Source organism: Megasphaera sp. (assembly GCF_047831605.1).
Lineage (GTDB): Bacteria > Bacillota > Negativicutes > Veillonellales > Megasphaeraceae > Megasphaera > Megasphaera intestinihominis.
In genome coordinates this window covers 322176-346610 of the sequence record NZ_CP181255.1, presented here as the reverse complement: position 1 = coordinate 346610, position 24435 = coordinate 322176, and the positions used below count along the sequence as shown (strand labels likewise).

Here is a 24435-nt window from a genome sequence, read left to right as displayed (position 1 = left end):
CCATAAAGGATAAATGTATATTCACGATTCGCCTTTTAGACAGTGGAGTCTATAAATACGCAGGAACTAAACCGGAAGGGGCGCCGGTTTGGTTCCTGCGTTTTTTTATGTGAAGATATACTTCTTAAGAATACGTTACCAAGCTGAAACAGGCCGGTATCCTGACGGGTTATCCCGATGGGAACTTCGACGGCGACCGCATGATGACGCGTTATGAATTTGCTGCCATCGTGTACCGGGCCATCATGGCCGGTGCCGCTTCCAACCCGGCTTTGAGCCAGGACGGCACGCTGGATAAATTAGCGAAAGAATTCTCGCCGGAAATGAAACACATCCGCATCGATACGATTGCCAAAGATAAGAATGGCAAACCGACGATCGAACGAGTCCGCGTCATTCCCGAAGCAAAACAGTAGAGGAGGGGAGTATCATCGCACAGATAGGATTGTCTTTTCGTATCGATTCAGACCTCAAACAGGAGTTTGAAGCATTTTGCGATGCTGCCGGCATCAGCATGACGGCAGCCATCCATTTGTTCATCAAGACAACCGTCCGGGAACAACGGATTCCCTTTGAAATAAAGGCTTCGAGCAAAAAATAGAATCGAGAGAGTAAGGAGAAAGGGCTTGTCGCACGGCGACAAGTCCTTTCAAGCTGTTAGCAGCTAGGGGTCAGGGGTTAGCAGATATCGTTCGTCATAAATCCCGGCTGGGCACAGGATTCACGGCGGCCTGCGAACTGCGACCGGCGGCCTGCGGGCCACGAGCCCCTAAAAAGCCCTTCACAGGGGCGGCCTATATATGGTATTATATACTGTAAACCCTAAATTATGATTTTTGTGAAAAACGGAGAGAATACATGGATTTTCAGAGCAATCGATTTTATCATATTATTTCTTATGGCTGTCAGGCGAATATGTCTGACAGTGAGCATTATGCCGGTCAGTTGGAGGAGCTGGGCTATCACAATACGGAAGATTTGGATACAGCCGATGTCATCCTCATCAATACGTGTTGTGTCCGCGAAACGGCGGAAGACAAGACGCTGGGGAAAATCGGCGAACTCAAGCATTTGAAGAAGCAGAACCCCGATTTGATCATTGCCGTCACGGGCTGCATGGCCCAGGAATGGCAGGATAAGCTCTTCAAGCGGGCGCCGCACATCGATTTGGTCATCGGTACGCACAATATCCACAAGCTCATCGAGCTCATCCGGGAACGGCGCAGCAAGGCCGACCATTATATGGCTGCCGACATGACCCTGCCGGCTTTCCATGATATGCCGGTCAAGCGCTTCCAGAAATTCTTTGCCTGGATCCCCATCATGAACGGCTGCAACAAGTTCTGCACGTACTGTATCGTGCCTTATGTCCGGGGCCGTGAAGTGAGCCGTCCCATCGACGCCATTGTCGAAGAAATCAAGAAGGTCGCTGCTGAAGGCTACAAGGAAATCACCCTTCTCGGCCAGAATGTCAATTCCTATGGCCTGGACCTCAAGGACGGCACGGATTTCTCCAAGCTCGTCGCCGCTGTCGACGATATCGACGGCATCGAACGGGTCCGGTACATGACCAGCCACCCCAAGGATATGACTTTTGCCATGATCGACGCCATTGCCGACAGCAAAAAGGTCGTCAACCACATGCATCTGCCCATCCAGTGCGGTTCTGACGAGCTCTTGAAGAAGATGAACCGCGGCTACACGGTGGAACATTACCTGGAACTCGTCGACTATGCCCGCAAGCGCATGCCCGACCTGGTCCTGACGACGGACATCATCGTCGGCTTTCCTGGCGAAACGGAAGCCATGTTTGAAGATACGCTGAACCTGCTCAAACGCGTCCAGTACGATATGGCTTATACGTTCATTTATTCGCCGCGGACGGGGACACCGGCAGCGAAGATGGAAGACCAGATTCCGCAGGAAGAAAAGAGCCGTCGCCTTCAGCGCCTGATGGAAGTACAGAACGTCTATAGTTTAGCCAAGAATAAAGAAATGGAAGACCATGTCTATGATGTCATCGTCGAAGGACCGACTAAGAATGATGCTAATCACTGGTTTGGCCGGACGACGGGCAACAAGATGATCATCTGGGAAAATGACGGTTCCGTCGCCATCGGCGATACCGTGCCGGTCCAGGTCGACAAAGGCCAGACGTGGGTCCTCAAAGGTCACTTAGTGCACTAAAGGAAGGTGAGACTTTGGCAGGAAAAAAATTAACGCCTATGATGCAGCAGTACATGGAAGTCAAAGAGCAGTGCCAGGATAAGATTCTCTTTTTCCGCCTCGGCGATTTCTATGAAATGTTTTTTGACGATGCCCTGACGGCGTCGCGCGAACTCGACCTGACCCTGACCGGCCGGGCTGGCGGCAATAAAGAGAAGGTCCCCATGTGCGGCGTACCTTTCCATTCGGCCGACACCTATATCGAACGGCTGGTCCACAAAGGCTATAAAGTCGCTATCTGTGAACAGATGGAAGACCCGAAGCTGGCCAAGGGGCTGGTCAAGCGCAAGATCATCAAGGTCATCACGCCGGGGACGATTACCCTGGAGAATGCCGTGGCGTCGAAGAAGAACAATTACATCGGCTGCCTGACCGAAAGCGATGCCATCCTTTCCATCGCCCTCATGGACGTCACGACGGGCGAATGTTTGTGGGCCGACTGTGCGGCGTCGGTCATGGAAGATTCCCTGTTCGACATCCTGGCCGTCTACGAACCGAGTGAGCTCATTTACGCCCACATGGGGAAGGATATGGATGCCGTCCGCGAATACCTGCGCAGCCACCTGGCCCAGTGTACGGTTACGGAATTTCCTGCCGATGACAGTGTCGATTACCGGGAACAGGCCCGGTCCTATTTCCCGCCGGAAGACTTTGCCGCTGCCTCGGTGGCCGGCGAGTGTATCGGCATGCTCCTGGCCTATGTCAGTGACGTCATGCAGTCCGATATTTCCCACATCAATTCGCTGGAACATATCGATAATGAACGGCGTCTGGTCGTCGATGCGGCCAGCCTGCGCCACCTGGAAATCACGCAGAACGTCCGCGACGGCGGCCGCCGGGGGACGCTCCTCGATGTCCTGGACAAGACTAAGACGGCTATGGGCGGCCGGCTCCTGCGCAAGTGGCTGGAAGCGCCGCTCATCCGCATTGCCGACATTACGCGCCGCCAGGATGCCGTCGAAGATTTCGTCCTCCACGAAATCATGCGCCAGGACACGGCAGACGTGCTGGACCGGATTTACGATTTTGAACGCATCCTGACCCGCATCGAAACGGGGACCGTGAGCCCCAAGGACCTGGTAGCCCTGCGGGAATCCCTGGCCGTCATCCCGCAGCTGAAACAGGTCCTGTCCGGTGCCAGTGCCGACCTCCTGCACAGCCTCAATGACCGCTTGCAGACTCATGACGACGTCTATGACCTGCTCTGCCGGGGCATCAAGGACGAACCGGGCCTGGTCATCCGCAACGGCGGCGTCATCCGCGATGGTTTTTCGCCGGAACTCGATGAAATCCGCTCCATTGCGGCCAACAGCCATGCCTTTTTGCAGGAACTGGAAGAGAAGGAACGGGAAAAGACGGGCATCAAGATGAAAATCGGCTATACCAAAGTCTTTGGCTATTACTTCGAGATTTCCCATGCCAATACCAAACCCATTCCCGATTATTACGTACGCAAGCAGACCCTGGTCAATGCCGAACGCTATATCACGCCGGAATTGAAGGAGTTTGAAGTCAAAGTCCTGACCAGCCAGGAACGGATGCTGGCTTTGGAATACAAGCTTTTCGGCGACATCCGCCGTCAGATCCAGGGACATATCCCGGCCATGCAGGCAACGGCCCGGGCCATTGCCCGCATCGACTGCTTGTACAGCCTGGCCTGCGCGGCTTATGACAACCGCTACGTCCGTCCCAGCCTCAACACGAAGGCGACGATTTCCATCAAGGACGGCCGTCATCCCATTATTGAAAAGTATTTGAAAGATGAATTGTTCGTCCCCAATGATGTCACTTTGAACCACGAAGACCATGAAATCCTGGTCATTACCGGACCGAATATGGCCGGTAAGTCGACGTATATGCGCCAAGTCGCCGTGTTGGTCCTCATGGCTCAAGTTGGCTCCTTCATTCCGGCCAAGGAAGGGTCTATTTGCCCGGTAGACCGCATCTTTACCCGCATCGGTGCCAGCGATGATATCCTCACCGGTCAGAGTACGTTCATGATGGAAATGAAGGAAGTGTCGTACATCCTGAAACATGCGACTAGCCGCAGCCTGCTCATCCTCGACGAAATCGGCCGCGGGACGAGCACCTTTGACGGCATGTCCATCGCCAGGGCTGTCATCGAATACTGCCTGAAGCATATCCACGCCTTGACGCTGTTTGCGACGCATTATCACGAACTCATCGCCATGGCCGACGATTCGCCGAAAATTAAGAATTATACCGTCGCCGTCAAGGAACGGGGCAAGAACATCAAGTTCCTGCGGCGCATCATTCCCGGCGGGGCCGACCGCAGCTATGGCCTGCACGTCGCCCGTCTGGCCGGGCTGCCCGAAAGCCTGCTCAAGCGGGCCGACGTCATCTTGGAAGACTTGGAAAAGAACGGCGGAGCACCCGTCCCGGCCAAGGCGCCTGTGAATCCGGCGCCGTCACCGATGGGGGACAGTCTCTTTTCCAGTCCCGTCATCGATAAGCTGCTCAGTGTCGATGTCAGCAGTATGACGCCGATTGAAGCGATTTCTTTCTTATATAATCTGCAAAAAGATGCCAAAGAAGGAAGTGGGATCCAGTGAGTTCAATCATTCATGTCTTAGATGAAGCGACGCGCAATAAGATCGCTGCCGGCGAAGTCGTTGAACGGCCGGCGTCGTGCATCAAGGAATTGGTGGAAAATGCCATTGATGCCGGTGCCCATGCCATTGAAGTGGAAATCGCCGACGGCGGCCAGTCCTATATGCGGGTCACCGACGACGGCTGCGGTATGAGCCCGGAAGATGCCCATAAGTGCATCATCCGTCATGGCACGAGCAAAATCAGTTCTGTCGAAGATATCTTTGCCATTACGTCTCTGGGTTTCCGCGGCGAAGCCGTGCCCAGTATTGCTGCCGTATCGCACATGCAGATTACGACGCGCCAGGCTGACGACGATTTTGCCACGCACCTCATCCTCGATGGGGGCGAAATTACAGCAGAAGATCAGGCCGGTGCCCCGGTCGGAACGACGATGGAAGTAAGCGACCTCTTTTACAATACGCCGGCGCGGCGCAAGTTCCTCAAGAGCGAACGGACAGAAAGTTCGAAAATCTCTGAAATGGTGACTAAACTGGCTCTAGCCAATCCGGCTATTGCCTTTACCTTTACCAATAATGGCCGGACGACGATGAAGACCGGCGGTACAGGGGACCTGCGGGAAACGATTGCCAATATCTACGGGGCCAACGTCGCCCGCGATGTCTTTGCCGTCTCTGCCGACCAGGACGGCATCAGCCTGGAAGGCTATGTAGGCAAGCCGTCGGTCTTAAAGAGCAACCGCAACTGGCAGACGTGCATCGTCAATCACCGCATCGTCCATAATCCTTTGATGTTCAAGGCCATTGACAATGCCTATCATGCCATGCTGCCGAAATCGGGCTATCCCTTTGCCATGCTCCACCTCCACGTCGACCCGGCGACGATTGACGTCAACGTCCATCCGGCTAAGACGGAAATCAAATTCTCTGATGAACAAGCCGTCTACCGCGCCATCTACCACAGCATCGTCACGGCCCTGGTGGCCCAGGAAAAGCCCGAAGCCATCGCCAAGACCATCGGTGATGCTGTAGGGGCCGTCCCAGAGGGCGGCCCGCAGCAAGTCCATGTAGGGGCGCCCACGTGGGGCGCCCGCTCGCAGGAGAGTGGCCAGGCAACCTCTGTAGGGGCCGTCCCAAAGGGCGGCCCGCAGCAAGCCCATGTAGGGGCGCCCACGTGGGGCGCCCGCTCGCAGGAGAGTGGCCAGGCAACCTCTGTAGGGGCCGTCCCAAAGGGCGGCCCGCAGCAAGCCCATGTAGGGGCGCCCACGTGGGGCGCCCGCTCGCAGGAAAGTGGCCAAGCAACCTCCGTAGGGGCCGTCCCAAAGGGCGGCCCGCAATGGGAAAAGGCAACCTCTCAGTCCGCTACGCGGACAGCTCCCCTATCAGGGGAGCCTCTTGCGGATGGTTCTTCCTTGTTTTCCCAGGCTTTGGCCCAGCATGGCCAGGGCGGCCCGTCGGAAGCGACGTCGGTCGTTTCCGAGGCGTCAGCGCCTAAAATCGTCTTTGACGGCGATGACGACGTCTTCATTCCCTTAGGGGAAGTGGCGGACTGCTTCATCATTGCCAAGAAGGGTCAGGATTTATACATCGTCGATCAGCACGCGGCTCATGAACGGATCCGCTACGATACGTTCTGCAAGCGTGTCGAACGGATGCCGAGCCAGCAGTTGCTGACGCCGGAGTTCGTCGAAGTCGACAACGAGGATATGACGCTCTTATTGGAACGGCAGGATGTCTTCAACGACCTGGGCTATACCTATTCCGAAGCCGGGCCGACGACGCTGCGCGTCGAAGAAGTACCCTGCGATTTGCAGACCAGCGATATTGCTGATTCCCTGAAAGATATCTGCCTGCTCCTGCACGATCAGAAAGAACCGGATAAAGCCATGGTCCGTCATCGCTCCCTGGCCTATCTGTCCTGCCACGGTGCTGTCAAAGCCGGCGACAGCCTCAATATCCGCCAGATGAAACAACTTTTGGATGATTTGTTCCATACGGAAAAACCCTATGTCTGCCCTCATGGCCGGCCGACGATCATCCGCTTTACACCGAAAGAATTAGCCCATTTATTTAAACGGACATGACTCATATGATTTACGTCGTGCCTTCATTGAAGGCCAAAGAAAAATTACAAAGTGAAGGGAAGGCCTGGGCCAAAAGTCAGGGCTTCACTTATGTGCTGCGGCACCAGCGGACTATCCAGGACTTGATGGATGAATACGGCGAGGACTTTCTCGTCTATTCGTCGCGAGGGCCTCAGATAGATCGGCCGGAAGGCAGCCATTTCTTCAGTCTCAACATGGCCGAACTACGCATCCAGAACTTGCGGAAAGGACAATGCGACCATCTGCTGGAAGCGCTGATGGGGAGGGGGTCTTCCAAGCTGCCTATCACCGTCCTCGACTGCACCTGCGGCTTTGGCGCCGATGCGGCTGTCGCTTCTTTTGGCTTGCCGGCTGGGTCACGCGTCGATGCCCTGGAGGTGTCACCCCTATTGGAAGCGGTCACATCGTGGGGCTTTTCCCATTTTGTCCACAAGAAAGACGACGTCACGGCGGCACTGCGACGGATTTCTCTGCGCCGTGGCGATTATCGCGATTACCTATTATCCGACGAAGGGCCCGTATACGACGTCCTCTATTTCGATCCCATGTTCCAGCGGCCTGTCGAGGCGAGCTGCCAGTTCCAGCCCGTCCGGGCCATTATGGAACACGGCGGTCTGACGCGGGACCTGATTGAACGGGCGCTGCAGAAAGCCCGGCGCCGGGTCGTCATCAAGGAGCGGGATTTCCGCCAACTCTGCCGCGATTTCCCGGAGGTTACCTTATATGGCGGCAAATACAGCCGCATTGGCTATGCCGTATTGGAGTGTGATTCATGGAAAAAGTAATGGTCATCATCGGTCCGACGGCTGTCGGCAAGACAGCGCTCAGTTTTGCCCTGGCCGAACATTACGGGACCGACCTCATTTCTGGCGACGCCTACCAGATTTACCGCCATATGGATATCGGTACGGCCAAGCCGACGGCGGACGAATTGGCCCGCTATCACCATTATCTCATCGATATTGCCGAGCCTGACGAACCCTATTCGGCAGCCCGCTTCTGTGATATGGCGGGAAAGGCCATTGCCGAAGTCAACGGAAAGGGGAAGATACCCATTCTCGTCGGCGGTACGGGCCTATACGTCCAGTCCCTCCTGGAAGGCTATGATTTCCAGACGGCCCGCATGACCGAAGCCGACAAGGAAGCGGCCCAGGCGCGGATCGACGCTCTCAGTCAAGAGGAACTGAAGGCCTATATCGAGACAGAAACGGACTGGCAGCCGCCGGACTGGCACGAGCTGTTTTCCAACACGCACCGCCTGACCCGCCTGGTCAGCGCCATCGAGCAGGGCGAAGGAAAATCTTTCGTCCGGGCCGGCAAGGCTCGGGATGTAGTCTATGACGCTTACGTCATCGGTCTGCGCCTGCCGCGGGATGTCTTGTACCGGCGCATTGAAGAGCGCGTCGACGCCATGATTGCCGCCGGCTGGGCTGATGAAGTGCGGTACCTGCTGGACAAGGGCATCCCGCCGGACTGTCAGTCCATGAAGGCCATCGGCTATCAGGAACTGGCCCTGTATCTCCAGGGACAGATGCCCCTCGATGACGCCGCAGCCCGCATCAAGACCCGGACGCGGCGCTTTGCCAAACGCCAGCTCACGTGGTTCAAACGCATGCCCTATATCCACTGGTACGACAAGGACCAGTACGATGGAGAAGAAGCATTGATACAGGCTGTGCTGGGGGATGTGCCTTTCCCATGACGGGAAGGCGCAGGCGGCAAGTAGAAAAGCAACCTCCGTAGGGGCCGTCCCAGAGGGCGGCCCGCAGCTGACAGCTCTCCTATGAGGAGAGCCGAAAGCCTCCCCTGATAGGGGAGGTGCCGTAAGGCGGAGAGGTTTCCTTCAGCGACCTGCGACCTGCGAAACAGCGGACTGTAAGGAAAAAAGCAATCTCCGTAGGGGCCGTCCCGGAGGGCGGCCCGAAATGAAAAAAGGTCCTGAACGGTATAGCGTCTCATTGTCTGGAAGAACCTCTCAGTCAGCAGAGCTGACAGCTCTCCTATGAGGAGAGCCACTAGCCCCTAACCCCTAACTACTATTCACTAACCACTAGCCACTAACTTACACATTCATTATAGAAAGGAATCATGACATTGTCTTTGGATTTAGAAACATTACGAAAAGAAGCGCTGGCCGAATGTGCGGACCAGTTTGAACGCATTGATACGATTTGTCTCCATAATACGGCGAAAGTCCTGGCCGCTTATAAGGAAGCCCAGATTTCTTCGTACCAGTTTGCCGGTACGTCGGGCTATGGCTACAGCGACATGGGCCGGGAAAAGCTCGATGAAGTCTTTGCCCACGTCTTCAAGGCCGAAAAGGCCATTGTCCGGCCCCACTTCGTATCGGGGACCCATGCGCTGGCGACGGTCCTGCTGGCCCTGTTGCAGACCGGCGATCTCATGATGAGCCTCGTCGGGGCGCCTTATGACACGATGCAGGGCGTCATCGGCTATACCCATGAAACGCCGCACTCTTTGAAGGAAAAGGGCGTCCGCTATGAGGAAGTCCCCTTGAAGGACAACGCCTATGATTTGGCCGGCATTGAAGCGGCCGTCGCCGAAAAGCAGCCGAAACTGGTCCTCATCCAGCGTTCCCGCGGTTACAGCACGCGGGCATCCTTGACGATTGATGATATCCGTTCTATTATTTCCGTCGTCAAGAAGGTCAGCCCCAAGACGATTTGCTTCGTCGACAACTGTTATGGCGAATTTGCTGCTGAAGAAGAACCGATTGAAGCCGGTGCCGACATCATCGCCGGGTCGCTCATAAAGAATCCCGGCGGCGGCATTGCTCCCACAGGCGGCTATATTGCCGGCAAGGAAGAACTGGTCCACGCCGCAGCCGACTACCTGACGGCTCCGGGCCTGGGCGACGAACTCGGTTCCTATGCAGCCGGCTACCGCCTCTTTTTCCAGGGCTTCTTCATAGCACCGCACGTTACGGCTCAGGCTATCAAAGGGGCCGTCTTTGCAGCGGCTGTCTTTGAAAAGATGGGCTTCAAGGTCTCGCCGGCCGTCCAGGACCCGCGCGTCGACCTGATCCAGACCATTTACCTGGAAAACGAACAGAACATGTGTCTCTTCTGCCAGGGTATCCAGTCCTTCTCGCCTGTCGACGCCCACGTCACACCCATTCCCGACGATATGCCGGGCTATGCCGATAAGATCATCATGGCCGCCGGTGATTTCGTTCAGGGTTCGTCTATCGAATTGTCGGCCGACGGCCCGATCCGCGACCCGTACATGATTTATCTCCAAGGCGGCATCGTCTTTGAACACAATGTCCTGGCCATCCTCAGCGCAGCCCAGTACATTGCCGAACACCGGGAAGGAGCCGCTCATGATTAAGGAAGTCCTCGTCGTCGAAGGCCGGTCCGATGTCGCCCGCATCCGGGCCAGTCACATCGACGTCGATATGATTACGACAGATGGTTTCAATTTGAAGCCTCACACGCTGGAACAGATCCGCTGTGCTTATGAAAAGCGGGGCATCATCATCCTGACCGACCCCGACCGGGCCGGCGAACAGATCCGCAAGTTCCTGACCGACCGCTTCCCTAATGCCAAACACGCCTTTATCCCCAGGAAAGATGCCATTGCCAACAACGACCTGGGCGTCGAACAGGCCTCGCCGGAAGCCATCCGCCTGGCCTTGTCCAAAGTCCGCTGTGCGACGTATGAACCGCAGGCGACCTTTACCATGCAGGACATTTCCGCTGCTGGCCTCAACGGGACGCCTGATGCGGCCGACCGCCGGGCCGAAGTCGGCGCCATCCTGGGTATCGGCTATGGCAATGCCAAACAGTTTTTGAAACGCTTGAACCATTACGGCGTCACCCGTGACGAATGGGATGATGCCCTCCGTCAGATCCACGAGGTGAAATAAATGAAAGAAGTCGACTTGTCCAATCCCGACGTCGTCCGCTACGTCGTCAAACGCTTTGGCCTGCGCATGAATAAGAAACTGGGCCAGAATTTTCTCATCCGTCACGCCGTCGTCGACGACATTGCCGACGCTGCCGAAATCGGGGAGGGCGATCCGGTCCTGGAAATCGGGCCGGGCATCGGCACCCTGACCCAGGCCCTGGCCGAAACGGGCGCAGCCGTCACGGCTGTCGAACTGGACGACCATCTGTTGCCCGTCCTCGACAAGACCTTGGAACACTATGACAACGTGCGCGTCGTCCACGGCGACATCCTGCGCATCGACATTGAAGAAGTCATGAATCACCAGCCCTTCACGGTCTGTGCCAATCTGCCCTACTATATCACGACGCCGATCATCATGAAGCTCCTGGAACAGAAGCTACCCATCAAGCGCATCGTCGTCATGGTCCAGAAGGAAGTGGCCGAACGCATGGTAGCCGAACCGGGCCATAAGATTTACGGGGCTCTGTCGGTGTCGGTCCAGTACTATACGCAGCCGCAGATGCTCTTTGAAATCTCGCCGAAATGCTTCATGCCGGCACCGGAAGTCACGTCGGCCGTCGTCGCCATGGACGTCCGCCAGCAGCCGCCTGTCGATTTAATCGACGAAAAGCGCTTCTTCCAGGTCGTCAAAGCGGCCTTCCAGCAGCGCCGCAAGACCTTTTCCAACGCCTTGAAAAACACGGGCATGAGCAAGGAACAAATCGCCCAGGTCCTGGAAAAAACAGGCATCGACGGCAAACGCCGCGGGGAAACACTGTCTCTCCAGGAATTCGCCGACATCGCCAACGCCTGGAGCGAGATTATTCATGGCTAGTGGTTCGTAACTGGCCTTTCCTGATAGGAGAGGTGCCTGGAGGGCATTTGTAGGTGCTCGCTGTAAGACATTTGTAGGGGCGCCCCACGTGGCGCCCCTACAAAAAAGGACCTGCCGCATTGCGGCAGGTCCTTTTTCTCAATCCTTGAAATAAGGCTTGAATACGGAACGATTCGCTTCTTTATGTTGTTTGTTTTCACGGCGCTGGTTGTTGTTGCGATTGCGGCGGTCTCCACGGCGGTCGTTGCGGTTGTAGCGGCGGTTATTGCGGTCGCCGCGGTTGTTGCGGCTGCGGAGCGGCGCTTCTTCGGTAATCTTGACCGGTGTCGTGTCCGGTTCCTTGGTCAAGAGCTTGATGGCTGCGGCTACCAGAGCGGCCGAGTCGTAGTTGGACAGGAGTTCTTCGGCATTTTCTTTATACGTCCCGAAGTTGCCTTCTTCTGTCGTCGTGATCAGGCTGCGGATGGCGGCCTGCTGGGCGCCTTCCAGGGCTTCCGAGAAGGTCGGGGCCTTGCGGCGGGTGATGCGGCGCTTGATGAGGCGTTCGATGGTCCGCAGGTGTTCCATTTCGCGGGGGATGACGAAGGTCGTCGCTTCACCGCTCTGGCCGGCACGGCCGGTACGGCCGACGCGGTGGACGTAGCTTTCCGGGTCCTGGGGCAGGTCGTAGTTGAAGACGTGGGTAACGCCGCTGATATCGAGGCCGCGGGCGGCGACGTCGGTAGCGACGAGGATGTCGATGGTCTTTTCACGGAACTGGCGGATGACCGTATCGCGCTTGGCCTGGGTCAGGTCGCCGTGGATGCCTTCAGCCGAGTAACCGCGCTTCTTGAGGGCTTCCGACACTTCGTCGACGCGGCGTTTGGTGCGGACGAAGATGATGGCCAGGTCCGGTTCCTGCAGGTCCAGGAGACGGCAGAGGATGTCGAATTTCTGGCGGTCCGGCACTTCGATGTAGGACTGTTCGATGAGGTCCATCGTGACTTCTTTGGCCTTCATGCGGATGATGAGCGGGTCGTGCAGGAACGTTTCTGCCAGCTGCTGGATCGGCTTGGGCATGGTAGCCGAGAAGAGCAGGGTCTGGCGCGTATTCGGCGTAGCGGCCATGATGAGGTTGATGTCATCGATGAAGCCCATGTCCAGCATTTCGTCGGCTTCGTCGAGGACGATGGTCGTGATGTGGCTCAAATCGATGGTGCCGCGTTTCATGTGGTCGATGAGGCGGCCCGGCGTGGCGACGATGATCTGCGGGCATTTGCGCAGGCGGCGCAGCTGGCGTTCCATATCCTGGCCGCCGTAGATCGGCAGGGCCTGGATGTTGGTGAACTGGGCCAGGTGGTTCAGTTCTTCGGCAACCTGCATGGCCAGTTCACGCGTCGGCGACAGGACGACGGTCTGGATATCCTTGGACGGTTCGGCTTTCAGGATTTTTTCCAGGACCGGGATGCCGTAGGCTGCGGTCTTACCCGTACCGGTCTGGGCCTGGCCAATCATGTCGCTGCCGCTCATGGCGATGGGAATCGATTCAGCCTGGATCGGTGTCGGTTCTTCAAAGCCCATTTCATTCAGGGCACGGATAATGACTTCGCTAATATTCAAATTTTGGAATTTTTCTAACATGTACTTCCTCCTTGTTGTGTAACTTATTTATTATAGCATTAATAAGGGGAAAAAGATAGGGGGGAGGCGACGCATCCTGCAAAGAATCGTTACATGTAAAGATAAACGTTAAACCCGTCTTCACGGCATTTTATTAAATAAAGTATCACGTTTAAGCTAAAAATATTTGGAAAAGTTCTGGAAAAAGCCTTGCAAATTACAAAAGGGTATGATAACATACAAAACGTCAACAGACAAACAATCCAAAATAAAAAATGCGTTGAAGAGAACTAGTAAGTTCCGGAATGTTTCCAGAGAGCTGCCGGATGGTGTGAGGCAGCAGCGGCACGGAACAGAACTCATCTCTAAGCAGCTCGCTGAAACGAAAGGAGTAGGTGGAGCCGGGGCCTGGCCGTTAACAGACAGGAGGGTATCGACGTATGTCCGTACCTGTTGAGAGCCTATCTTCGGATAGGAATTAGAGTGGTAACGCGTAAGTATAATCTTTCGTCTCTTTTCGAGATGAAAGATTTTTTTTATTTTGATTGTGTAATGATTTATTTTAAATTTATTTCATGATCATAGGAGAGATGCAGTATGAAAAACGTAGAACATTATAAAAAAGGTTATTTTATGCCCCCTGTTGTCGATATGTCCTGGGCCCAGAAAGAATATCCCGATAAAGCGCCCATTTGGTGCAGCGTCGATTTGCGCGATGGCAACCAGGCCCTCATCATTCCTATGAGCCTTGAAGAAAAGATTGAATTCTATAAAGTCTTGGTCGCCATGGGCTTCAAGGAAATCGAAGTCGGCTTCCCGGCTGCGTCGGAAACGGAATTTGAATTCCTGCGCTACTTAGTCGACCACGACATGATTCCCGATGACGTCACCGTCCAGGTCCTGACCCAGGCCCGGGAACACATCATCCGCAAGACTTTCGATGCCCTGAAAGGCGTCAAGAACGCCATCGTCCACGTCTACAATTCCACGTCCTTCGCCCAGCGCCAGCAGGTCTTCCGCAAATCGAAGGAAGAAATCAAACAGATTGCTGTAGACGGTGCGAAATTGTTACAGCGCCTGACCGACGAAGCCGGTGCCAACTTCCGCTTTGAATATTCGCCGGAAAGCTTCACCGGCACGGAACCGGAATACGCTCTGGAAGTCTGCAACGCCGTCCTCGATGTCTGGAAACCGACGGCTGACCGCAAGGCCATCATCAACCTGCCGTCGACGGTCCAGATGTCCATGCCTCATGTCTTCGCTTCGCAGATCGCCTATATGTCGCAGAATCTGAAATACCGCGACAACGTTATCTTATCGGTCCATCCCCACAATGACCGCGGTACGGGCGTCGCCGATGCTGAAATGGCCATGCTCGCCGGCGCCGACCGCGTCGAAGGTACGCTGTTCGGCAATGGCGAACGGACGGGCAATGCCGATATCGTCACGATCGGCATGAACATGTATGCCTTAGGCGTCGACCCGGGCCTGGATTTCTCGAACATGCCCAAACTGGTGGAAACGTATGAACGAGTGACCCGCATGCATGTCCATCCGCGTCAGCCTTATGCCGGCCAGCTGGTCTTCGCCGCTTTCTCCGGTTCTCATCAGGACGCCATCGCCAAGGGCATGCACTTCCGCAAGGAAAACAACGAACAGTACTGGACCTGCCCGTACCTGTACATCGATCCGCATGATGTGGGCCGCACGTACGATGCCGACGTCATCCGCATCAACAGCCAGTCCGGCAAGGGCGGCGTAGGTTTCGTCATGGAACAGAATTACGGCATCGACATGCCGAAGAAGATGCGCGAAGACTTTAGCTACTTCGTCAAGGAAGTATCGGACCACAAGCATCAGGAATTGAAACCGGCCGAAATCTACGACGTCTTCCAGAAGAACTACCTCAATGCCGATACGCCGCTGAAAGTCGAAGACTTCTCGCTCAAGAAGAAAGGCGATAAATGGGTCGGCAAAGTCCTGGTCCGCGCCAACGACGAAGAAGTCGTCCTCGAAGGGGCCGGTAACGGCCAGCTGAATGCCGTCAGCAATGCCGTCTGCAAGGCCTATGGCATCGAGTTCAGCAACCTCGTCTACAGCGAACACGATTTGGACCGTGACTCCGATTCCCGCGGCATCGCTTACTTCGGCCTGACCGATAAAGAAGGCCATACGACCTGGGGCGCCGGCGTCGATACGGATACCATTACGGCTTCCATCTTCGCCTTCATGACGGCCATCAACCGCATGGACGGCATGGCTCAGCGCGTCAAGTTCCGGGCCCTCAAATCCACGCCGGATACGATTACGGCTTTCAAAGCCACGTCGGGCCAGCATTAAAGTATGATGTTTGATGTGAGGGGAGTGTAATTGAAAGCCACTCACATCGAACTCAAGCATGATAGAAACTTATCTGTATTGGATTTTAGTGAAATAATAAGGAGTGTATATACATATGGGTATGACGATGACGCAGAAAATCCTGGTAAAACATGCCGGCGCCGACTCGGTGAAACCGGGTGATTTAATTACTTGTAATCTCGATATGGTCCTGGCCAATGATATTACGGCCCCTCCGGCCATTGCCCAGTTCAACAAGATCGGCAAGCCCGTCTTTGATAAGACCAAGATTTCTTTGATCCCGGACCACTTCACGCCAAACAAAGACATCAAGTCCGCCGGTTTGGCCAAAATCGTCCGCGACTTCGCTAAGGAACACGGCATTACGCATTATTTTGAAGTCGGCCGCGTCGGCATCGAACACGTCCTCCTGCCGGAACAGGGCATCGTCGCTCCCGGTATGCTGACCATCGGCGCCGATTCCCATACCTGTACGTATGGCGCCCTGGGCGGTTTCTCCACTGGCGTCGGCTCGACGGACTTAGGCGTCGCCATGGCTACAGGCAAGGCCTGGTTCAAAGTCCCCGATGCCATCAATGTCCATCTGACGGGCTCCAAACCCGATGACATTACGGGCAAAGACGTCATGCTGACCCTCATCGGTATGATCGGCGTCGACGGCGCTCTCTACCAGTCCCTGGAATTCACGGGCGAAGGCGTCGCCGCTCTGGATATGACCGACCGCTTCACCATTGCCAACATGGCCATCGAAGCCGGTGCCAAGAACGGCATCTTCCCTGTCGATGAACAGACCATAGCCTATGAAAAGGGCCGCGTCCCCGATGGCTACGACATCGTCACGGCTGACGACGACGCCCATTACAGCCGGACTGTCGAAATCAACTTGTCTGAATTGAAACCCGTCGTCGCTTTCCCGCACCTGCCGGAAAACACCAAGGTCATCGGCACCTTCGGCGACATCAAGATCGACCAGGTCGTCATCGGCTCCTGTACCAATGGCCGTCTGGAAGATTTGAAGATCGCTGCGGACATCTTCAAAGGCCATAAAGTCCATCCTGACGTGCGCTGCATCGTCATCCCCGGCAGCCAGCACGTCTACATGGAAGCCATGAAGGCCGGCTACATCGAAACCTTCATCACTGCCGGCTGTGCCGTTTCGACGCCGACGTGCGGTCCCTGCCTGGGCGGCTACATGGGCATCATGACGGCTGGTGAAAAATGTGTCTCCACGACGAACCGCAACTTCCGCGGCCGCATGGGTCACGTCGACAGCGAAGTCTACCTGGCTGGCCCGCAGGTCGCTGCAGCCAGTGCGATTCTCGGCAAGATTGCCGCACCGAAGGAGGTCCGTTAATCATGACATTAGAAGGAAAAGTATGGCGCTACGGCGACAATATCGATACAGACGTAATCATCCCGGCTCGTTATTTGAACAGCTTCGATCCGAAAGAATTGGCCACGCACTGCATGGTCGACATTGACGAAACCTTTGCCGGCAACGTAAAGGCAGGGGATATCATGGTCGGCGGCCACAACTTTGGCTGCGGTTCATCCCGTGAACACGCACCGATTGCCATCAAGGCGTCGGGCATCCCCGTCGTCATTGCGGCCAGCTTCGCCCGCATCTTCTACCGCAATGCCATCAACGTCGGCCTGCCGGCCCTGGAAATCGGCGACGACGTCGAAAAAATCAAAGCCGGCGATATCCTCTCCATCGACCTCGACACGGGGAAAATCGTCGACAAGACGACAGGCGACACCTTCCAGGCGCCGCCCCTGCCGGGCTTCATCCAGGACATTGCCAAAGCCGGCGGCTTGATCAATTACGTAAAGGAGTCTAAGTAACATGGCTAAACATATCGTCGTCATCCCCGGCGACGGAATCGGGGAAGAAATCACGGCAGGTGCCGTTAAAGCCTTAGAGAAAATCGATGAAGTCTGCCACATCGGCCTGACTTTTGAAAAGAAACCGGCCGGCGGCACGGCCTATGACCTCTGCGGTTCGCCCTTGCCGGAAGATACCATCGAAGCGGCCAAGAAAGCCGACGCCATCCTCTTCGGCGCCGTCGGCGGCGACAAGTGGGACAACGTCGACCCGAAACTGCGCCCGGAACAGGCCGTCCTGGGCCTGCGCAAGGCTTTGGGGCTCTACGTCAACCTGCGCCCGGTCAAGGTACCGGAAGTCCTGGCCGAATACTCGCCGCTCAAACCGGATATCGTCACCGGGACGGACGTCCTCATCGTCCGCGAACTCGTCGGCGGCATCTATTTCGGCGACCGCTGCGAATCGGAAATCCACAATGGCGTCGAACGCGCGTGGGACCTGGAAAACTACAGTGTCCCTGAAGTACAGCGCATCAGCACCTTTGCCATGAAGGCCGCCCAGAAGCGCCGCCACAAGGTTACGTCCGTCGACAAGGCCAACGTCCTGGCTACGTCCCGCCTGTGGCGCCGTACGGTCATCGACGTCGCCAAGGATTATCCCGACGTCGCCTTGAACCATTTCTACGTCGACAACTGCGCCATGCAGCTGGCCCTCAATCCGAAGCAGTTCGACGTCATCGTCACGAGCAACCTCTTCGGCGATATCCTCAGCGATGAAGCGGCTGTCCTCGGCGGTTCCATCGGCATGATGCCGTCGGCTTCCATCGGCGAAATGACCAGCCTCTACGAACCGATTCACGGCTCGGCACCGGACATTGCCGGCCAGGGCATTGCCAATCCCTGCGCCACCATCCTTTCGGCGGCCATGCTCCTGCGTTACTCCCTGGATGAAGACGAAGCGGCCGACAAGATTGAAAAAGCCGTCGACGCCGCCCTGGCTGCCGGCTGGCGCACGCCGGACCTCTATAAAGAAGGCTTCAAGAAAGCCGACACCCAGACCATGACCGATGTCATCATCAGTGAAATTCACTAACTCGGTTTCACTAAAAACTGTAAACTGAAAACTTAAAACCCAAAAAGGGCCTGTCGCACGAAGGCTTCTACCATCATGCGAGGGTCTTTTTTGGTCAAAAGCAACCCCTCAGACCGCCTTCGGCGGCCAGCTCCCCTTTAAGGGGAGCCGCTAGCCACTAGCCACTAGCCACTAAAAAAGGGGCTGTCGCATTAAGCCATTTTAGCTTCGTGCGACAGCCTCTTTTTTGTGCTCATATTTGCTCATATTATAGTATTAGAAAGAGTCACACCTTGAAAGGTCGCGGCGAATAGTGTATGATGAGAAATAGTTTAAGTACATTTTCAGATTTCGTGTACAGCGAGAGGCAGGATGGAGATAGATGTTAGAATTTCCGATTAAACGCACAATCATCATTGATGATACTAAAAAGAAGAAACGAGGCCGCAAGAAAAAAGGCGACGGCGAGAAGACCGTCATCCACGGCACGGTCAATCTGCCCAAGAAGGAACCGCTGAAGAAGCTGGACCCGCTCCCGAAGAACGCCAAGAATCTGGTCATCGTCGAATCGCCGGCCAAGGCCAAGACTATCGAACGCTTCCTGGGCAGCGGCTACAAGGTCATGGCCAGCCGCGGCCACCTGCGGGATCTGCCGCGCAACCAGTTCGGCGTCAATATCGAAGAAGGCTTCGTGCCGACGTATACCAACATGTGGGATAAGCGCAAACTCATTGAAGACTTGCAGAATGAATACATCCGATCGAAACAAGTCTATCTGGCAACTGACCCGGACCGCGAAGGGGAGGCCATTTCCTGGCATCTGGCCCATTTGCTGGAAATCGACCCGCACGACAAATGCCGCATCATGTTCCACGAAATTACCAAGAAAGCCATCCTTGAGGCCATCAAGGACCCGGAACCTATCGACCTCAAGAAAGTCGACGCCCAGCAGGCCCGCCGCGTCCTGGACCGCATCGTCGGCTATAAACTGAGCCCTCTTCTGTGGAAGAAAGTCTGCAAGGGCCTCAGCGCCGGCCGCGTCCAGTCCGTCGCCGTCCGCCTCATCTGTGAAAGGGAAGAAGCCATCAAGGCTTTCGTGCCGGAAGAATACTGGACCGTCAGTGGAACCTATAAGACCGAAGACGGCCTGACCCTGCCGACAGAACTGACCAAGATTGACGGCAAGAAGGCCGAAATCTCGACGCAGGAAGCGGCCGAAGCCATCGCCCACGACCTGACCTGGGAAAGCCGCGGCGAAGACCACGAACCGGATACGATTGTGAAGGTCGAAAAGCGCAAGCGCAAACGCCAGCCCCAGCCGCCGTTCACGACGTCGACGATGCAGCAGGAATGTGTCAGCAAGCTCAATTTCGGCGCCAAGAAGACGATGATGCTGGCCCAGCAGCTCTATGAAGGCCTCGATATGGGCGACCAGGGCCATGTCGGCCTCATTACCTACATGCGTACGGACTCGGTCCGCATCAACGATGATATGGTCCAGGCCGCGCGGGAGTTCATTACGTCGAACTACGGCGAAGAATACATCCCCGACAAGCCCCGCGTCTACAAGACGAAACAGACCAGTCAGGATGCGCATGAAGCCATCCGTCCGACGTCGCTGGAACTGACACCGTACAAGGTGTCGGAATTCCTGTCCCGCGATCAGCTGCGCCTGTATACGCTCATTTGGAACCGCTTCCTGGCCAGCCAGATGGAATCGGTCGAAACGGAACACATGGCCATCATCATCGACAGCGGCCGCTACGAACTGCGGGCTGCAGGCTACAAAGTCCTGTTCAAGGGCTTTACGGAACTCTACGAAGACGCCAAGAAGGACAAGACTCTGGCTGAGCTGCCCCATATTTCGGCCCATACCGTCGTCCACAACCAGGCCGTCACGCCGCAGCAGCATTTCACCCAGCCGCCGGCACGCTATACCGAAGCCAGCCTGATCAAGACGCTGGAAGAAAAGGGTATCGGCCGGCCGAGTACGTATGCGCCCATCATGGATACCATCCAGAACCGCAATTACGTCGAAAAGAAGGATAAACAGTTCGTCCCGACGGAACTGGGCGTCATCATCGTCGATTTGCTGAAGAAATATTTCGCCCAGATCATCAACGTCGGCTTCACGGCCCACATGGAAGAAGAGCTGGACGCCATCGAACAGGGCAAGGACACGTACCGCCACGTCCTCCAGGAATTCTATGACGTCTTCAAGCCGGAAATGGACGAAGCTGAAGAAAAGATGGAAAAAGTCACCATTTCCGGCCAGGATTCGGGTCAGGTCTGCGAGCTCTGCGGCGCGCCGATGGTCTATAAATTCGGCCGCTTCGGCAAATTCCTGGCCTGCTCCAATTTCCCGGAATGCCGCAATACCAAGGCCATCGTCGAAGACCTGGGGATTACCTGTCCCAAGTGCGGCAAGGGGACGCTCATCAAGCGTAAGTCCAAGCGGGGCCGCGTCTTTTACGGCTGCAGCCAGTATCCGGAATGTGACTTCGTCCTCTGGAACCAGCCTGTCGACAAGAAGTGTCCCCTTTGTGGCAGCATCATGATTGTCAAACATTATAAAAAAGGACCCGATAAGATTTTCTGTAGCAATGCAGAGTGTGAAAACCATAAAAAAGGTGAGGTAGTGCATGAAGAATAGTGTCTTAATCATCGGAGCCGGCCTGGCCGGATCGGAAGCTGCCTGGCAGCTCGTCCGCCGCGGCATCCCGGTAGAACTCGTAGAAATGCGGCCGGTCAAATCGTCGCCGGCTCACCACACGGAATATTTCGCAGAACTCGTCTGCAGCAATTCCCTGCGGGCAGCGAATATTGAAAACGCCGTCGGCCTCTTGAAGGAAGAAATGCGCCGTCTCGGCTCGCTCATCATGGATGCCGCCGATACGCACCGCGTTCCGGCTGGCGGGGCCCTGGCCGTTGACCGCGTCCCCTTCAGCCAGTACGTGACGGAAAAACTCAAGGATCATCCCCTGGTCACCATCCGCCACGAAGAAGTGACGGAATTGCCGGACAACCAGATCTGCATCGTCGCCAGCGGCCCCCTGACCAGTGACGCCTTGGCCGATACCATCCGCCGCCTGACCGGGGAGGATTACTTCCATTTCCACGACGCCGCCGCGCCTATCGTCGCCGTCGACTCCCTGGATATGACTAAAGTCTACCGCGCCGCCCGCTACGGCAAGGGTGGGGCAGACTATCTCAACTGCCCTTTCACCAAAGAAGAATACGAAGCTTTCTGGCAGGCCCTGACGACGGCTGAATGTGCCGAACTCCACGACTTTGAAAAAGACGACAGCGTCTTTGAAGGCTGCATGCCCATCGAAGTCATGGCCGGCCGCGGCATCGATACCATGCGCTATGGCCCCATGAAGCCTGTCGGCCTGGAACTGCCCGGTACAGGCGAACTGCCTTATGCCGTCGTCCAGCTCCGCCAGGATAACGGCAGCGCCACGCTGTACAATATCGTCGGTTTCCAGACCCATCTCAAGTTCCCCGAACAGAAGCGGGTCTTTTCCATGATTCCCGGCCTGGAACACGCCGAATTCGTCCGCTATGGCGTCATGCACCGCAATTCCTATATCAATTCGCCGGAACTGCTCCTGCCGACGCTGCAGCTGCGCAAACAGCCGAACCTGCTCTTTGCCGGCCAGCTGACCGGCGTCGAAGGCTACCTGGAATCGGCAGCCATGGGCCTGTTGGCCGGTGTCAATGCGGCCCGCCTCCTGCAAGGGGAAGACGGCCTGACCTTTTCCCGGCGCACGGCCATGGGCGGCCTGAGCCAATATATTTCCAGCGGCCCGAACGACCATTTCCAACCGATGAACATCAACTTCGGCCTCATGGAACCGCTGGGCATCAAGAAACGCATGAAGAAGAAAGAAAAGAACGCCCTGCTGGCACAGCGGGCACTCGATGAAATTGAACAAATGAAAGGGGATTACCCATGTCTGAATTAATGTCTACAGAATTCCACGCTACTACGATCTGCGCCGTCCAGCGCGACGGCAAGACGGCCATCGCCGGCGACGGTCAGGTCACGATGGGCAATGCCGTCATCATGAAAGGGACGGCCCAGAAAGTCCGCCGCCTCTACCACGGCAAGATCATCAGCGGTTTTGCCGGCTCCGTCGCCGATGCATTCACCTTATTCGACCACTTTGAAGAAAAATTGAACGAACACAATGGCAACCTCGTCCGCAGTGCCGTCGAACTGGCCAAGGACTGGCGGTCCGACAAAATCCTTCACAAGCTGGAAGCCCTGCTCCTGGTCGCTGACAGCCAGCGCATCCTGCTTATTTCCGGCAACGGCGAAGTCATCGAACCGGACGACGGCGTCCTGGCCATCGGTTCCGGCGGCAACTATGCCCTGGCTTCGGCACGGGCCCTCATGCAGAACACGGACTTGTCGGCCCGGGAAATCGCTGAAAAATCCCTGCATATTGCAGCCGATATCTGCGTCTACACCAACCACAACGTCATTGTCGAAGAAATTTAAGAAAGAGGTATTTTCATGGAAAAAACAGAATTGACGCCAAAACAGATCGTGGCGGAATTGAATAAATACATCGTCGGCCAGGGGGAAGCCAAGAAATCCGTCTCCATCGCCCTGCGCAACCGCTGGCGCCGCAAACGCCTGAGTGAAGACATGCAGGATGAAATCATCCCCAAGAATATCCTGCTCATCGGGCCGACTGGCGTCGGCAAGACGGAAATCGCCCGCCGCCTGGCCAAGCTCGTCGGTGCGCCGTTCATCAAAGTCGAAGCGACGAAATACACCGAAGTCGGTTATGTCGGCCGCGACGTCGAACAGATGATCCGCGACCTCGTGGCCAATGCCATCCGCATGGTCCAGGAACAGGAAAGCCAGCGCTATGAAGAAAAGGCCGAAGAAGAAGCCAACAAGCGCATCCTCCAGGTCTTCTGGCCGAAGAAGTCCATCAAGGAAAAAGTCAAGAACCCGATGGACGTCTTCTTCAGCAGCGATGATGACGACGATGAAATGCCGGAAGAACCGAAGCAGCTGGAAGAGCCGAAGTCCGACCGCCGGCAGAAGATGTTTGAAGACATTTGCGCCCATAAGATGGACGACCGGGAAATCGAAGTCGAAGTGGCTGAACAGAACCAGGGCTTCCAGGGCATCCTGACGGGCAATTCGACGGAAGAACTGACCAACAATTTCCAGGAAATGCTGGGCAGCATCATGCCGAAAAAGAAGAAGAAAAAGAAGATGACCGTCGCCAAGGCCCGGGAAATCTTCAAGGAAGAAGAATTGGAAAAATGCCTGGATATGGACATCATCGTCGACAAAGCCATCGAAGCGACGGAAGAATCGGGCATCGTCTTCATCGACGAATTCGATAAGATCGCCGAAAAGGGCCGTTCCAACGGGCCCGACGTCTCCCGCGAAGGCGTACAGCGCGACATTCTGCCCATCGTCGAAGGAGCTACGGTCAACACCAAGTACGGCCCGGTCAAGACAGACCACATCCTCTTCATCGCTGCCGGTGCCTTCCATGTATCCAAGCCGAGCGACCTCATTCCGGAACTGCAGGGCCGCTTCCCGATCCGCGTCGAACTCCAGTCCCTGACGGTCGATGATTTCCGCCGCATCCTGACTGAACCGAACCAGTCCCTGGTCAAACAGTATAAGGCCCTCCTGGAAACGGATGGCGTCACCCTGGAATTCACCGATGACGGCATCGACGCCATTGCCGAATACGCATACCGCGTCAACTTGGAAACGGAAAACATCGGCGCCCGCCGGCTGCACACGATTTTGGAAAAAATCCTCGAAGATGTGGCCTATGAAGCACCGGATATCGACGAAAAGCACATCGTCGTCAATAAAGAATTCGTTTCGGGCAAGCTGAACGACGTCGTCCAGAACGTCGACTTGAGCCATTATATTTTATAAAACGG

General features: G+C 55.9%; 19 protein-coding genes and 1 other annotated feature. Of the genes, 18 read left to right on the top strand and 1 reads right to left on the bottom strand.

Annotation, left to right across the window (positions count from 1 at the left end; all coding sequences use genetic code 11):
- Nucleotides 1–200 precede the first annotated feature (200 nt).
- From ACFWUB_RS01710 to rsmA, 10 genes are all read left to right on the top strand, one after another.
- Nucleotides 201–416 carry a hypothetical protein gene (locus ACFWUB_RS01710; RefSeq protein ID WP_020311226.1) on the top strand — a complete coding sequence of 72 codons (216 nt, stop codon included), beginning with the start codon at nucleotides 201–203 and terminating at the stop codon, nucleotides 414–416.
- 29 nt (nucleotides 417–445) lie between these two features.
- The gene (locus tag ACFWUB_RS01705; RefSeq protein WP_416184095.1) at nucleotides 446–601 is read left to right on the top strand and encodes a type II toxin-antitoxin system RelB/DinJ family antitoxin; all 156 of its coding nucleotides are present in this window, start codon (nucleotides 446–448) and stop codon (nucleotides 599–601) included.
- 257 nt (nucleotides 602–858) lie between these two features.
- Nucleotides 859–2187 carry a tRNA (N6-isopentenyl adenosine(37)-C2)-methylthiotransferase MiaB gene (gene miaB, locus ACFWUB_RS01700; protein WP_416184094.1) on the top strand — a complete coding sequence of 443 codons (1329 nt, stop codon included), beginning with the start codon at nucleotides 859–861 and terminating at the stop codon, nucleotides 2185–2187.
- A gap of 38 nt (nucleotides 2188–2225) precedes the next feature.
- A complete protein-coding gene (mutS, locus tag ACFWUB_RS01695) occupies nucleotides 2226–4799 on the top strand; it encodes a DNA mismatch repair protein MutS (RefSeq protein WP_416184377.1) in 2574 nt (857 codons plus the stop codon).
- Complete coding sequence (mutL, locus tag ACFWUB_RS01690; RefSeq protein ID WP_416184093.1) at nucleotides 4796–6880, top strand: DNA mismatch repair endonuclease MutL; 2085 nt, start codon at nucleotides 4796–4798, stop codon at nucleotides 6878–6880. The genes mutS and mutL overlap by 4 nt, the downstream gene beginning before the upstream one ends.
- 17 nt (nucleotides 6881–6897) lie before the next feature.
- Complete coding sequence (locus ACFWUB_RS01685; RefSeq protein ID WP_416184092.1) at nucleotides 6898–7686, top strand: class I SAM-dependent methyltransferase; 789 nt, start codon at nucleotides 6898–6900, stop codon at nucleotides 7684–7686.
- The gene (miaA, locus tag ACFWUB_RS01680; RefSeq protein ID WP_416184091.1) at nucleotides 7674–8603 is read left to right on the top strand and encodes a tRNA (adenosine(37)-N6)-dimethylallyltransferase MiaA; all 930 of its coding nucleotides are present in this window, start codon (nucleotides 7674–7676) and stop codon (nucleotides 8601–8603) included. Before ACFWUB_RS01685 ends, miaA begins: the two co-directional genes overlap by 13 nt.
- A 398-nt stretch (nucleotides 8604–9001) precedes the next feature.
- Entirely contained in the window at nucleotides 9002–10252 is a 1251-nt protein-coding gene (locus ACFWUB_RS01675; RefSeq protein ID WP_416184090.1) for an aminotransferase class I/II-fold pyridoxal phosphate-dependent enzyme, read from the top strand.
- On the top strand, nucleotides 10245–10790 hold the full coding sequence (gene rnmV, locus ACFWUB_RS01670) for a ribonuclease M5 (protein WP_020311233.1): 546 nt from the start codon (nucleotides 10245–10247) through the stop codon (nucleotides 10788–10790). The genes ACFWUB_RS01675 and rnmV overlap by 8 nt, the downstream gene beginning before the upstream one ends.
- The gene (gene rsmA / locus ACFWUB_RS01665) at nucleotides 10791–11648 is read left to right on the top strand and encodes a 16S rRNA (adenine(1518)-N(6)/adenine(1519)-N(6))-dimethyltransferase RsmA (protein ID WP_302511591.1); all 858 of its coding nucleotides are present in this window, start codon (nucleotides 10791–10793) and stop codon (nucleotides 11646–11648) included.
- Between the two features lie 138 nt (nucleotides 11649–11786).
- On the opposite strand, the gene ACFWUB_RS01660 is transcribed toward rsmA, so the two are convergent.
- Nucleotides 11787–13268 (bottom strand): DEAD/DEAH box helicase, encoded by a 1482-nt coding sequence (locus ACFWUB_RS01660; protein ID WP_302511593.1) that lies wholly within the window; start codon nucleotides 13266–13268, stop codon nucleotides 11787–11789.
- A gap of 250 nt (nucleotides 13269–13518) precedes the next feature.
- Nucleotides 13519–13765, top strand: a binding site (T-box leader).
- A 79-nt stretch (nucleotides 13766–13844) separates the two neighbouring features.
- On the opposite strand from ACFWUB_RS01660, the gene ACFWUB_RS01655 reads away from it, so the two are divergent.
- The 8 genes from ACFWUB_RS01655 to hslU all read left to right on the top strand — a co-directional run bounded on the left by ACFWUB_RS01655 (nucleotide 13845) and on the right by hslU (nucleotide 24430).
- Nucleotides 13845–15587: a 2-isopropylmalate synthase gene (locus ACFWUB_RS01655; protein ID WP_294024684.1), complete on the top strand. Its 1743-nt coding sequence runs from the start codon at nucleotides 13845–13847 to the stop codon at nucleotides 15585–15587.
- Nucleotides 15588–15702: 115 nt separating this feature from the next.
- On the top strand, nucleotides 15703–16962 hold the full coding sequence (leuC, locus tag ACFWUB_RS01650) for a 3-isopropylmalate dehydratase large subunit (protein WP_416184089.1): 1260 nt from the start codon (nucleotides 15703–15705) through the stop codon (nucleotides 16960–16962).
- Nucleotides 16963–16964: 2 nt separating this feature from the next.
- Nucleotides 16965–17453, top strand: coding sequence for a 3-isopropylmalate dehydratase small subunit (locus ACFWUB_RS01645; protein WP_020310045.1), 489 nt, complete (start codon nucleotides 16965–16967; stop codon nucleotides 17451–17453).
- A gap of 1 nt (nucleotide 17454) precedes the next feature.
- Nucleotides 17455–18525 carry a 3-isopropylmalate dehydrogenase gene (leuB, locus tag ACFWUB_RS01640; protein WP_020310044.1) on the top strand — a complete coding sequence of 357 codons (1071 nt, stop codon included), beginning with the start codon at nucleotides 17455–17457 and terminating at the stop codon, nucleotides 18523–18525.
- Between the two features lie 361 nt (nucleotides 18526–18886).
- Nucleotides 18887–21157, top strand: coding sequence for a type I DNA topoisomerase (gene topA, locus ACFWUB_RS01635; RefSeq protein WP_292107280.1), 2271 nt, complete (start codon nucleotides 18887–18889; stop codon nucleotides 21155–21157).
- Nucleotides 21147–22472, top strand: a complete 1326-nt coding sequence (trmFO, locus tag ACFWUB_RS01630) for a methylenetetrahydrofolate--tRNA-(uracil(54)-C(5))-methyltransferase (FADH(2)-oxidizing) TrmFO (protein ID WP_292298982.1) — start codon at nucleotides 21147–21149, stop codon at nucleotides 22470–22472. Before topA ends, trmFO begins: the two co-directional genes overlap by 11 nt.
- Nucleotides 22472–23011, top strand: coding sequence for an ATP-dependent protease subunit HslV (gene hslV / locus ACFWUB_RS01625; protein ID WP_020310041.1), 540 nt, complete (start codon nucleotides 22472–22474; stop codon nucleotides 23009–23011). The genes trmFO and hslV overlap by 1 nt, the downstream gene beginning before the upstream one ends.
- A gap of 15 nt (nucleotides 23012–23026) precedes the next feature.
- Complete coding sequence (gene hslU / locus ACFWUB_RS01620) at nucleotides 23027–24430, top strand: ATP-dependent protease ATPase subunit HslU (RefSeq protein ID WP_020310040.1); 1404 nt, start codon at nucleotides 23027–23029, stop codon at nucleotides 24428–24430.
- Nucleotides 24431–24435 lie beyond the last annotated feature (5 nt).

Coding starts and splice junctions, on each gene's coding strand:
- topA (WP_292107280.1), top strand. CDS start 18,887: ATGTTAGAATTTCCGATTAAACGCACAATCATCATTGATGATACTAAA.
- trmFO (WP_292298982.1), top strand. CDS start 21,147: ATGAAGAATAGTGTCTTAATCATCGGAGCCGGCCTGGCCGGATCGGAA.
- ACFWUB_RS01660 (WP_302511593.1), bottom strand. CDS start 13,268: ATGTTAGAAAAATTCCAAAATTTGAATATTAGCGAAGTCATTATCCGT.
- rnmV (WP_020311233.1), top strand. CDS start 10,245: ATGATTAAGGAAGTCCTCGTCGTCGAAGGCCGGTCCGATGTCGCCCGC.
- mutS (WP_416184377.1), top strand. CDS start 2,226: ATGATGCAGCAGTACATGGAAGTCAAAGAGCAGTGCCAGGATAAGATT.
- hslU (WP_020310040.1), top strand. CDS start 23,027: ATGGAAAAAACAGAATTGACGCCAAAACAGATCGTGGCGGAATTGAAT.
- miaB (WP_416184094.1), top strand. CDS start 859: ATGGATTTTCAGAGCAATCGATTTTATCATATTATTTCTTATGGCTGT.
- rsmA (WP_302511591.1), top strand. CDS start 10,791: ATGAAAGAAGTCGACTTGTCCAATCCCGACGTCGTCCGCTACGTCGTC.
- miaA (WP_416184091.1), top strand. CDS start 7,674: ATGGAAAAAGTAATGGTCATCATCGGTCCGACGGCTGTCGGCAAGACA.
- ACFWUB_RS01655 (WP_294024684.1), top strand. CDS start 13,845: ATGAAAAACGTAGAACATTATAAAAAAGGTTATTTTATGCCCCCTGTT.
- hslV (WP_020310041.1), top strand. CDS start 22,472: ATGTCTACAGAATTCCACGCTACTACGATCTGCGCCGTCCAGCGCGAC.
- leuB (WP_020310044.1), top strand. CDS start 17,455: ATGGCTAAACATATCGTCGTCATCCCCGGCGACGGAATCGGGGAAGAA.
- leuC (WP_416184089.1), top strand. CDS start 15,703: ATGGGTATGACGATGACGCAGAAAATCCTGGTAAAACATGCCGGCGCC.
- ACFWUB_RS01710 (WP_020311226.1), top strand. CDS start 201: ATGATGACGCGTTATGAATTTGCTGCCATCGTGTACCGGGCCATCATG.
- ACFWUB_RS01645 (WP_020310045.1), top strand. CDS start 16,965: ATGACATTAGAAGGAAAAGTATGGCGCTACGGCGACAATATCGATACA.